We start from the raw sequence: 11,651 nt of genomic DNA, 5'->3' as shown, positions 1-11,651 counted from the left end.
CAAACGCGGTCAAATCCATCACAAGCCACCGGGCGTCCAGGGCGAGATCGCATTCATCAGCCGACTGTTCGACGCCGCCGCGTAACCAACTGCGCTCACCAGGCATTCATTCGCCAACAGCGGATTAATGCAACAGTCCCATTTCAAGTACATTGCAGACGCCTCGGATTTACCTCTCATCGCATTTGTCTACCCCGTGCAATCTAACCTTCACTTCACCACTGAAGGGCTGGTGCAGCTATTCGATGCTGTGCCAAGCGTCAAAGCGATCAAAGACTGGTGCAACGACCCGAAACGGCACGAACGGCACATTCGCAGGCTCTGTTGCAAACTTTATCACATGACGCAGTTGCCCCTCCATTGGGCACACTTATGCTACGGCTTTGAAATGCTCTTCAATCAGCGTCATTGCCTCGGTCATGACATATGGCCCGACACCGAAGGCGCGTTCGATCATGCGTTTTTCGCCAATCGGGTCGCGGGTCAGATTGAAGGCGCGACCCTGGCTTTTTCGCAGGGCGCGGATCACCTCGAAACCCTCGATTGTGGCGTAGGCCGTCCTCATCGTCTTGAAACCCCGGACCGGCTTGATCAACTGCTTGAGCTTGCCGTGATCGGCCTCGATCACATTGTTCAGATACTTGACCTGGCGGTGTTCCACCTCCTGCGGAGATTTACCCTCTTTCTTCAACTCGCGGATCGCCTGGGTGTAACATCCGGCCTTGTCGGTGTTGATCTTGGACGGTTTCTCCCAATTTTTACAGGCACGAATGGCCTTGCCCAGAAAGCGTTTCGCGGCTTTGGCATTGCGGGTTGAAGACAGGTAGAAATCGACGGTATTCCCCAATTTATCAACCGCCCGGTACAGATACGTCCACTTGCCACGCAACTTGATGTAGGTTTCGTCAACGCGCCAGCTATCCGACATCGGCCGCCGCAACTGCCAGCGCATCCGCCGCTCCATTTCGGGGGCGTAGCGTTGCACCCAGCGGTAAATGGTCGAATGATCGATAGACACACCGCGCTCCGCCATCATGGTTTCCAGATCACGATAGCTGAGGCCATACCGGCAGTACCAGCGAACAGCCCAAAGCACGACTTCACCTGAGAAATGCCGCCCTTTGAAATCGTTCATAGCTTGATCCGTCCGAACCGGAATCTTACGATAGGTCTTTCTGCGAGAGTGTTCTGGCGATCGGACGCGGATTGAATTGGGTGTCATACAAACCGTGACGCGGATAGTACCCGCGATCATGGTCGTCCAGGGTGTCAAGTATCACGGTCGCAGGTATCGAGAAGCGCCGCGCGGCATCGATTGCCTCGATGACGCGGGCCGATTGCGCCCCGTCGTCTTCTGCCGCGCGGGCAGGATTCCGCGCGCCAAGGCAGAGATAAAGCACGATCAGCCCCGATAAATCTCGCGGCAACTTGGCTATGGTTCTTGCCGGCTCGTCCTCCGGGCCAATTCGAAACACGATCCCGTCGGCATGCGGCTTCACCATCTCGATCAGTTCTGCATCCTCGGCGAAGCAACCATGGCCGATCCCGTGAGCGAAATGAATGGCCTGGGTTTTGATATCCGCCGATGACCACAAACGCGAAGCCAGGATTTTGGGGCGACCGGGTCCGAGCGCTGCGCGCCAATCGGCAAGGCTGCTCACCAGTCGCTCAGAGCGGGCGATGACTTCGATGGCTGAAACAGCAGACGTTTCATTCAGAAGCGCCACATCCTTTTCAGTCGGAGGTTCGATGGAGAACACCTGAAACCTGTGGCCAAACCTGCCAAGATCGCGCATACGTTCGCGGGTCGCAGTATCGCGCAGGTCGTCGATAGGCACACGCAAATCGCGGAGTCCGGATTCTTGCAAGGCGGTGATCAAGTAGTCGTTGCGCACGTACTTGCGCCGAAATTCGTCCACCACGCCTGAGTAGGGGATGGCATGTGTCTCAGCCCAGCCGTGGCGCAGGTCAACGCCGATCGGCCGATCGGCAAGTCTCTCGCGATATGAGATCATTCGTTGTGGACGGTCAGCTTTCGACCACTCCGACAGGGTGGAACCTTCAGTGCGGCGAAACCGGATACGGTAGCCATCCGGCATCACGTCCACCAGGTAATACCCGAGCTTGCGAACATCGTTTCGACCATGTTCTTGGTCGGCCAGTGGCGGCGACCGAAAGAGATAGCTGTAGTCGAGACGCAGGGCCGAAACGCAGGGAAGCACATGCTGCATGGGCGCGGCCTCAGCATTCGAAAGCGGCGTATGGAAAATATTGTGCACATGAGCGGCAAAGACGGCCTCGACACCCTTGTTGAGCAGCATACTACGCAGTCTTTCTCGCACAGACGGGGCGAGATTGTCATAATGTTCCGGTTCATCGGGATTGGTCAGGAACAGCGGGTAATGTGTGAGGAAAAAGATCCGGCGGTCGCCGGAATCGGCGAGTTGTTTCTCAAGCCAGTCCCACTGCGCCGCCTCTTCAGGCAGGCCCGAGCCGAGGATCGGGTTACAGTGGAGAATGAAACGGCAGTCACGGTGATCGAATGCATGCCAGGGTGATCCGAATATCCTGCGATAAGAATCCAGCGCCTCGGGGGTGACGATATGGGCCGGCATCCAGTCGCCGGGTTTATCGCCGATATCATGGTTGCCGGGAAGCAGGTGTAGTGGCGCGTCCAGAGCGCCGAAAATCGCGTGGAACCTGGCAGCTGCAGTGGCATAGCTGGCTTGAGCCGGCACCGGATGGACCATGTCACCCAAATGAAGCACGAACTCCGGCTGGTCGGCGTTCAGAGCGGCCACCGCCCATCGTGCACGGTCATTGGCGAGCGCGTTCGAATGCCAAGGTGATCCGCTCTCGCCATCAACTGGGTTCAAATGCGTGTCGGCGATCAGTGCGAACGTGAAGATCGGTTCGGTCATTTTGAGGCAGCTTCACTGAAATCCACGATGGTGCGGCCGGTCGTCTCGCCCGCCAGCATGCGGCGCATCACGGCGGGCACCTCGCCCAAACCGATCGTGCTTGCCCATTCGGCCAATCCCTCGGGCTTCAGATCGGTGCTCAGCCGGTCCCAGATGCGGGTCCGGGTCGCCATGTCACTGTCGGCATTGATCCCGGTCAGGGTTACGCCTCGCAGGATGAACGGTAGAACGGTGGTGGCGAGCTCCACGCCGGCAGCGTTGCCGATGCTGGCGACCACGCCGTTTCGATCCGTTCCGGCCAAAATCTTCGCCAGCACCGGCCCGCCTGCCGCGTCGATACCGCCGCACCAGCGCGCTTTCGATAGTGGCTTGTTCTCGAGATCGGCGGGGCTGATTATTTCGACCGCGCCGTGTCGAGACAGGTATTCCGCCGCGTCCGGTTTTGAAGACAGGGCGATGACTGCAAAGCCGCGCCGAGCCAGCATGGCGACGGCGAAAGCACCGACCCCGCCGGTCGCCCCGCTAACGACGACAGGAAGCCTGCCGGGTGCCAGACCGAGCGTTTCCAGCCGGTCGACGGCGAGTGCCGCCGAATACCCTGCAACGCCGAGTGTTGCGGCCTCCCATGCGCTCAACTGTTCCGGAAGAGGCAGAACCCAGTCTGCCGGCACACGCACGTATTCCGCCAGGCCACCATCGTGGCTCACGCCGATACCGCGGCCATGAACAATGACCTCGGCACCGGGTGAAAAACGATTGTCGTTGCTCGCCTCGATGTTGCCGACGCATTCGATCCCGGCGTTGCAGGGATAGCGTCGTATGATCGACGCTCCACCAAGACCGGCAAGTGCGTCCTTGTAGTTGATACCGGAAAATTGCGTCCGGATCAGCACATCGCCCGCGTCGAGGTCGTCGACACTCATGTCGATGATATCGCCCCGGCCGACCTTGCCATTCTGTTCGATTCGATATGCTCTCATTTCGCGCCGTCTTTCTGATCGGGTTTGTTGGTCCGTCGGTCGTTCCAGTGACGCCATGCCGCCCATGCCATGAACAATCCGGACGCGACGAACAGGCCAAGCGCAATCGGTTGCTGCAGGAAATAGAGGAAATCTCCCCGCGCGATCACAAGGCCCTGACGAAGGCTCTGCTCGATCACCGGGCCAAGTACAAAGCCGATCACCACGGGAGCCAGTGGAAAGCGCAGCAATCGCATGGCGAATCCGAGCAATCCCGCTGCCAGCATCACCAGCAGATCGAAACCGTTGTAGTTGACCGAGAATGTGCCGATCGCCAGCAGCACGACGATCACTGCCAGAAGCACCGGTTCCGGAGCGCGGATGGCTCGGGAAAAGATCGGCCCCATCAACGCGCCGAGCGGAAGCAGCGCCAGGTTCACCACGAAAAGACTGAGGAAAATGAACACCATGAGATCAGCGTTCTCGATGAAAAGGCGTGGTCCCGGTGTGATGCCCTGGATGATGAGCGCGCCCAGCATGACAGCGGTAATCGGATCGCCAGGAATGCCCAGAGACAGGGTCGGAACCAATGCGCCGCCAGTCACCGCGTTGTTGGCGGTTTCCGAGGCAATGATGCCGTCGGGTTCTCCCTTGCCGAAATTCTCACGATTGGGCGAGGAGCGCCGCGCCTCAGCGTAACTGACCATTGACGACGCAGTTGCGCCAACACCAGGCAAAGTGCCTATCCCGGTTCCAATCAGCGCCGACTTGCCGAAAACCCGCCAGCGCGCGGCAATGTCGGACATCGAAGGAAATCGGAACCCGGCGGTAGAGGTTGGCCGATCCGCGGCCGAGACATTCTCGGCCACGCGCCAGATCACTTCGGACAGGGCAAAGAGACCGACGAGGAAAGGCACCAGCGCTATTCCCGCCATGAGGTTGAAGTTCGAGAAGTGCATGCGCACATCCCCTGTGAGCGGGTCCTGTCCGATTGTCGCAGCCAGCAGACCAAGAACGCAGGCAAGAACGCCTTTCACAAGATTGTTCTCGGATACGCTGACAACGCAGGTCAGCGCGAAGACGCCTACCGCAAAATATTCGATCGGACCGAATTTCAGGCCGAGCCGTGCCAGAGCCGGGGCCGCGACAATCAGCACGATAACCGAGATCACCCCGCCAATGGTCGAGGCGACGGTCGCCCACCCTAGGGCGAAATCACCCTTGCCCTGCTGCATCATGGGATAGCCGTCGAACACCGTCGCCGCCGCTTGCGGCGTGCCGGGCGTGTTGATCAGGATCGCAGAAAGCGAGCCACCATAAACCGATCCGGCGTAGAGCCCTAGCAGCAGCGCGATGGACGGCTCCGGTCCCATGACGAAGGTCAGGGGTAAGGCGAGAGTGATGGCCAAGACCGAGCCAAGACCGGGCATAGCGCCGATTAGGATGCCGACTGCGGTTCCACCGATCAGAATGATGAGGTTCAGCGGATCCGATAGCCCGGCGAGGGCTGCAAGAAAATGTTCCATCAAGAGGCGTCCTTGAACATGCGCAACATATCGTCGATACCGATGCCTGGCGGCCGAACCGAGAAGCCTTCAGCGAAGACGTACCAGAGACCGAAAACTGTCACCAATGTGACGATCGCGATCACCAGAGGTCGGCGGTAGCCAAGCGTCAGGATGGTAACCGGCAGGAAGACGAGTGTTACGGGGATGAAACCTATGGGCGCATAAGCGAAGAGATAGATCGCAGTGACAATAAATAGCGCCAGAACCCGGCCCCAGGCGACTGGCTGTTTTGCGGTGCATGGGCCGCGCGACCCAAAAAGTCCCGAGAGGACCAGAAACGTACCGCCGAGCGCGAAGATCAGCAGCAGGAAACGAGGAAATGTCATCGGATTGCGAGCGAGCTCGACTCCCTCGAACTGGCCCGGGAGAAGTTGCGTGAAAAGAATCGCGGAGATGCCGAGCACGGCACCTCCTGCAATTATGTTCTCCAGGCGAAGGTCCATGTTGCGCCCCCGATCATTTCAGGACGCGCTTGAGGATGGCGCCATTGGTTTTACTGCTCTGGACCACCTCTTGGCGTACAGCCTCGCTGTCGAGATAGCGCGGGAACGAGCCGAGCTTGCCCAATGTTTCCGCAAAGGCGTCGTTTTCGGCAGTCTTCTGGCATGCATTTGACAGCGTTGCCTTCACGTCTTCCGGCAGACCCTTTGGAGCAAAGATACCGCCCCACCAGCTTGCCGTCGTCTTGAAACCTTCTTCGATGGAAGTGGGCAGGTCCGGCGCGGCCGCGACCCGATCTTGCGCAAAGATCGCAACGGCGTTCAGGTCATACCGGGAAACGTTGGAGAAGATTGCCATATACATGTCGATATGCCCGCCCATCAGCGCCGTGACGCCCGGACCGTCGCCCTGAAACGGCACATGTTCGATATCGACGCCGGTTTCCTCCAGAAACATCTCCATCGCCAGATGGGGCAGAGACCCCGGCCCCGGGGAACCATAGGTCAGTACACCGGGATTTTCACGGGCATATTCGATTACCTCGGAAAGATTCGAAAACTGCGAATTCGGCGCCAACGCCAGCGCTTGCGGGCTATAGAACAAGGCGCAAATATAATCGAAATCTTCTATAGAATAAGGCGTTTCACGCATGTGAGGCTGATTGACCAAAGGGGCTGCTGGTATGACACCAATGGTGTAACCATCTGGCCGCGAACGGGCGATCTGAGCCGTTCCAATAGTGCCGGCGCCTCCGCCAACATTCGTGACGGCGATATCGGCGTCCAGTATTCCCGACATGACATCGGCGGCAGCCCTGGCCATCGTGTCCGTCGAACCGCCTGCCGGAAACGGGACCATCACGGTAATCGCACGCTCCGGATATTCCGCCATGACGCCTGTCGCGCCCATGGCGAAGCCCAGTGCAAGCACCGAGATTTTCGTGATATTCTTCAGCATGGATGTCCTCCCTAGTTATGCTGCCTTCAATTGGAATTCCTGTTGCGTGAGTCGGTCGAATTTTCCTCCTGCGCGACCCGAACAACGCAATCACCTGCGACAACTCCCTGCCCCTTTTCCATTACGAAAAGCGGGTTGATCTCGATTTCCTGAATATTTCCACTAGCGTCTGCGATCCGCCTGGAGAGACCGGCCACGGCCCGTACAAGCGCTTCGGTGTCGGCAATCCGTCGACCACGCGCTCCCGACAAAATCCGCGAAATTCGGGTCTCGGCGATCATCTCGCGTGCCTGCGTCTCCGTCACCGGAGCCATGCGGATTGACACGTCCTCGAAAATCTCGGCAAATATTCCCCCCGCGCCGAACATGATGATCGGACCGAAGGACGGATCGATGCGTGCCCCGAGGATGACTTCGGTGCCGCCCGTGACCAATTCCTGTATCAACACCCCTTCATTCGGCACCGGCGGGATCAACGAAGAAGGAATCTCCGAAATTTCCTTCCAGGCTTTCGTAACCGCGCCGGCATCGGCAAGGCCCACTCGCACGCCTCCCAGGTCAGACTTGTGGTCGATCCTGCTGGAAAGCAGCTTGGCCACGACCGGATACCCAATTTCGTCGGCTGCACTACGCGCTTCCTCAGATGAAAGCGCGACCCGCTCCCGCGGTCCTGCGATACCGGTACCCTCGAGCTGTGTCTTTGCTTCTGCTTCGTCCAAGAGCCGCGCGGATCGCGTATCGGGTACTGGTCCGGTGTCAAAATCAGGCAAGGGCTTGCTTGTGGTCCAGACCGCGGCCAGTCCACGGATCGCGCGGGCCGGTGTGGCATAGACAGGCACACCAAGCGCTTCGAGTTGATCGTATGCGACGTTGTTCTTGCTGCGCGGCGCGTTCCAGGAAACCACGATCGGCATGTCCGTCGCCGCGTGGATGGAAGCGACCGCTTCCGCGATGGATCGGCCTGCTTTTCCAGATGCCCCCGCGAAGGTCAGGGCCAGCATGTCGACGCCGGGATCCGCCGCGACCACGGCCAGAGTCTTGCCAAGCGCGTCCGGATCCATGACCGCAGTGGCCGTCACATCCAGCGGATTGGCGAAACTCGCAAATTTGGGAAGGAGATCGTGCAGTTTCTTTACGGTAACTTCCGCGAAATCGCTCAGTTCCAGGTTCAGCGTTTCGGCCCGATCTGCCATTGCGACGCCGGCACCGCCAGAGACGGTCACCACACCAACACGGGGACCTTTTGCCCTACGCCCCGTGTCGAGACCCCGGACGCAGTCGGCCATATCGCCGATGTCATCAACATCTACGATGCCGTACTGTCGAAAGGCTGCGCGGTACAGCTTGTCGTCACCTGCCAGACTGGCCGTGTGTGACGCAGCCGCCTTGGCACCGGCGCTGGACCGACCGACTTTCCACAAGACCAGCGGTTTTCCGGCCGCGCGCGCTCTGGCCGCAACGGAACGAAGCTTTCGGGCATCACGCAAGCCTTCAACATAACCCGCGACAACGCTTGTCCCTTCGTCGTCCAACATGGCTTCCACCATGTCGAGAGCCGTCGTTCCCGCCTCGTTGCCCGTCGAGACATAATTGCGAACGCCCACGCCCTCGCCGCTCAATCCCATCAGCAGGGAATTGCCGAAAGCGCCCGATTGAGAAACGACGCCAACGCGGCCCTTGCGGTAGTCGAGCCGATACGGTGGCCCGAAACCGACATGCAGACCTGCCGCGACGTTCATGAAGCCCTGGCAGTTGGGGCCGATCAATCGCACGCCGCCCGCTGCGGCAGCGGCGGCAAGGTCGTCCTGCATCGCGCGGCCTTCATCGCCGGCCTCCGAGAATCCCGATGCGAAGATGACAGCGAACGGGGCTTTCAGCTTGCCGGCCTCGCGGATCACGCCGACGGCATGACGCGCCGGGACGGCCACGGCTACCAAGTCGATATCGCCAGGAATGGCTGCCAGCGTGTCGTAACATTCAAGGCCCAAGAGCGTGTCATATTTCGGATTGACCGGAAGAATGCGACCCTCGAAGCCACGATCCAGCAGGTTCTCCACCACGTCGCGGCCAACCGAGCCGGGCGTTTCCGACGCGCCCACCACAGCGATGGCGCGAGGCTCGAAAAGCCGTGTCAGCGGAACGGCGTTCTCGAGCGGGTTCAGAAGATGCTGGGAAAGGCTCATGCTGCACGCCTCCTGAGGGTCTGGCGGGTGATGTTGAGCTGGTGGATTTGGCTGGTGCCTTCGTAAAGCCGGAAAAGACGCACATCCCGATAATACCGTTCGATCGGACTATGATCAGCGACATAGCCGGCGCCGCCGAAGACCTGGACCGCACGATCAGCGACGCGGCCGCACATTTCCGAGGCGAAGTACTTGCAGATCGACGCCTGCAGTGCGATGTCGTCGCCCCGGTCCCGCGCCCTTGCGGTCTCCAGCACCAGCGCGCGAGCCGCATGGATTTCGGTCTGGCAGTCTGCCAGAAGCGCGGCGACAAGCTGGAATTCCACGATTGGCTGGCCGAACTGTTTACGGCTTTCGGCATGAGAAAAAGCGAGATCGAACATCCGGATAGCCGGGCCGGTGCACAGCGCGGCGAGGTGAATGCGCTGCTTGTTCAGAACGCGCATGGCCGTGCGAAACCCTTCGCCCTCGCGACCGCCGATCAGGTTCTCTGCCGGCACGCGGCACTCCTCCAGATAGACCTCGCCCACAGGCGAACCGGCCTGCCCCATCATTTGGTAGGGGTCGCTGGTGGACAGGCCTTTCACCCCGCGCTCCACGACGAAGGCGCTGAGCCCGCGTGCGCCTGGCGTGTTGGGGTCGGTCCGTGCGATCACGGTGAAAAGGTCGGCGATCGGCGCATTGGTGATGTAGCACTTCTTGCCGTTCAGCACGTACTGATCTCCCTCCCGGCGCGCTGTAGTCTCGACAGCTGTAGCCTCGGACCCTGCGTTCGGCTCAGTCAATGCAAAGCACCCGGTTGCGCGACCGCTGGCCAACTCCGGGAGAAAACGCCGCTTTTGGTCTTCCGTGCCATCGGCAACCAACGCCTCGGAACCGATCCCGGTATTGGTGCCGACGCGCGCACGAAAAGCGACTGCGCATTGCGACAGTTCGAAGGCCAGCGTCACGAGCTCTTCGGTGGTCAGGCCCAGCCCACCGTATTCTTCGGGAATCGACCAGCCAAAATAGCCGCGTTTGGCCATGTCCGAAACGATGTCGGCGGACACTTCGTTCAGCTCGGCCACACGATCCTCGTTCGGATGTGCCACCCCACGCACCCAAGCATGAACCTCGGCCTTAAGCGCTTCCAGTTTGTCGGCGTCTCTGATCACTTCAATGACTCCTCTCTTGCCTTGGTAATTAGGAATTTTGGAACAGCGCGGCGGTACGCGCTTTTAGCATTTCACTCATGTCGCGAAAATCGGCGGCAGACATCCGGAACTTGGGCATCATCACACTGATCACGCCCATCACCTGCTCATCTGGACCACGAACTGACACCGCAACTGATGCCGCGCCTTCGACCCGTTCACTGTCTGACGTGGCGTAGCCCCGCTTCCTGATTTCTTCCAGCTCGGCCTTCAGCGTCGCCTTGTCGAGTTGGAATCGAGTCAGTTGCACCGGCTCCAGTTCAGCCAGAAACGCGCTGACGACCTTGGGTTCCAACGTGGCCAGATGCGCCTTGCCGGCGGCACCAAGGTAGGTCGGCTGTCGCGCACCCCGTTCGAGCACATAGCGGATCGGGTGCGGGCTCGGGAGTACCTCGACGACGACTTGTTCCCACCCATATGGCACGAACCAACTGACGGTTTCCTGATAGGTGCTGTTCAGTTCCTGCATCACCGGACGGATGAAGCGCGCGAGGAACTGATCGTTCAGCAGCGGCCGGAAGAACCGCATCATTCCCGTCGATAGCCGCCATTGGTCAGAAGTGTGATCGAGCTCGACCATCGTCGCGGCTGACAGTTTGTGAAGCGCGCGTACGATCTGCGGCACATCCACCGCCAGCAAATCTGCAAGCGCTTTGGCGCTGATCTCTCCTTCTGGTGCAGCGGCAATTGCATCCAGAAGCTCAACCCCACGATGAAGCCCGATCTCGCCTCCCCCACCAGATATAGGCGAGTACCGCTTACTTTCGTCGCGGACCACATGACCGCTTCCCTCAAGTGTCCTAAGGAAGCGAAATGCGTTTGACGTGTTGATTTCGGCTCGGTCAGCGACCTCCGAGAGACTGAGCGGCTTCTGCGCGTCGATCAGGATGCGCAGAAGCTCGAAGGCTCGGTCAACGGTTTTCAGAGTGTATTTCTGCACAAGCTTTCCAAATATAGAAAATTTTCGACAATTAAAAAATTAGTGCATCGATTCTGTCAAGCTCAATGTCGCGGCAGCAGCTACGTCGTTGTCCGCACTGCGTGAATTCCTAATATTTGCTTTGGTTTGCCTGAATGACCGGATGTCCTTCTGCCGTGCAGCAGTTCATGCTCGGCGGCGCAGCGGATCGACACACGGCGTGTGTACGCCGAAAAGAGCCGACACTTCTGCTGTGGGCCCTTTCCGGGCCTTAGCCGCAGCTCGCGCGAATGTCTGCGGTCACTGACAAGGCATATTTAGAGCTTGACTGTCAGAATAATGTGCTGAGCTGAAGTCGGTGTCTTTGGCTGGGACTGTTGCATTAATCCGCTGTTGGCGAATGAATGCCTGGTGAGCGCAGTTGGTTACGCGGCGGCGTCGAACAGTCGGCTGATGAATGCGATCTCGCCCTGGACGCCCGGTGGCTTGTGATGGATTTGACCGCGTTTG

9 protein-coding genes are annotated in these 11,651 nt (G+C 59.4%); all 9 read right to left on the bottom strand.

Annotation, left to right across the window (positions count from 1 at the left end):
• Nucleotides 1-370: 370 nt before the first annotated feature.
• The 9 genes from AB9K34_RS02740 to AB9K34_RS02700 are packed head-to-tail and all read right to left on the bottom strand — an operon-like array spanning nt 371 to nt 11,162.
• On the bottom strand, nt 371-1,135 hold the full coding sequence (locus AB9K34_RS02740) for an IS6 family transposase (RefSeq protein ID WP_369952915.1): 765 nt from the start codon (nt 1,133-1,135) through the stop codon (nt 371-373).
• A gap of 25 nt (nt 1,136-1,160) precedes the next feature.
• On the bottom strand, nt 1,161-2,921 hold the full coding sequence (locus AB9K34_RS02735; protein WP_369952914.1) for a metallophosphoesterase: 1,761 nt from the start codon (nt 2,919-2,921) through the stop codon (nt 1,161-1,163).
• A complete protein-coding gene (locus AB9K34_RS02730) occupies nt 2,918-3,901 on the bottom strand; it encodes a YhdH/YhfP family quinone oxidoreductase (RefSeq protein ID WP_369952913.1) in 984 nt (327 codons plus the stop codon). Before AB9K34_RS02730 ends, AB9K34_RS02735 begins: the two co-directional genes overlap by 4 nt.
• A complete protein-coding gene (locus tag AB9K34_RS02725) occupies nt 3,898-5,406 on the bottom strand; it encodes a tripartite tricarboxylate transporter permease (RefSeq protein ID WP_369952912.1) in 1,509 nt (502 codons plus the stop codon). Before AB9K34_RS02725 ends, AB9K34_RS02730 begins: the two co-directional genes overlap by 4 nt.
• The gene (locus AB9K34_RS02720) at nt 5,406-5,891 is read right to left on the bottom strand and encodes a tripartite tricarboxylate transporter TctB family protein (protein ID WP_369952911.1); all 486 of its coding nucleotides are present in this window, start codon (nt 5,889-5,891) and stop codon (nt 5,406-5,408) included. Before AB9K34_RS02720 ends, AB9K34_RS02725 begins: the two co-directional genes overlap by 1 nt.
• A gap of 13 nt (nt 5,892-5,904) precedes the next feature.
• The gene (locus AB9K34_RS02715) at nt 5,905-6,846 is read right to left on the bottom strand and encodes a tripartite tricarboxylate transporter substrate binding protein (RefSeq protein ID WP_369952910.1); all 942 of its coding nucleotides are present in this window, start codon (nt 6,844-6,846) and stop codon (nt 5,905-5,907) included.
• Between the two features lie 26 nt (nt 6,847-6,872).
• Nucleotides 6,873-9,029, bottom strand: a complete 2,157-nt coding sequence (locus AB9K34_RS02710; RefSeq protein WP_369952909.1) for an acetate--CoA ligase family protein — start codon at nt 9,027-9,029, stop codon at nt 6,873-6,875.
• Entirely contained in the window at nt 9,026-10,183 is a 1,158-nt protein-coding gene (locus AB9K34_RS02705; protein WP_369952908.1) for an acyl-CoA dehydrogenase family protein, read from the bottom strand. The genes AB9K34_RS02710 and AB9K34_RS02705 overlap by 4 nt, the downstream gene beginning before the upstream one ends.
• Nucleotides 10,184-10,211: 28 nt before the next feature.
• Nucleotides 10,212-11,162 carry an IclR family transcriptional regulator C-terminal domain-containing protein gene (locus AB9K34_RS02700; RefSeq protein WP_369952907.1) on the bottom strand — a complete coding sequence of 317 codons (951 nt, stop codon included), beginning with the start codon at nt 11,160-11,162 and terminating at the stop codon, nt 10,212-10,214.
• Nucleotides 11,163-11,651 lie beyond the last annotated feature (489 nt).

Source organism: Sedimentitalea sp. XS_ASV28 (genome assembly GCF_041224545.1).
Lineage (GTDB): Bacteria > Pseudomonadota > Alphaproteobacteria > Rhodobacterales > Rhodobacteraceae > Sedimentitalea.
This window is presented reverse-complemented; position numbering and strand designations above follow the sequence as displayed.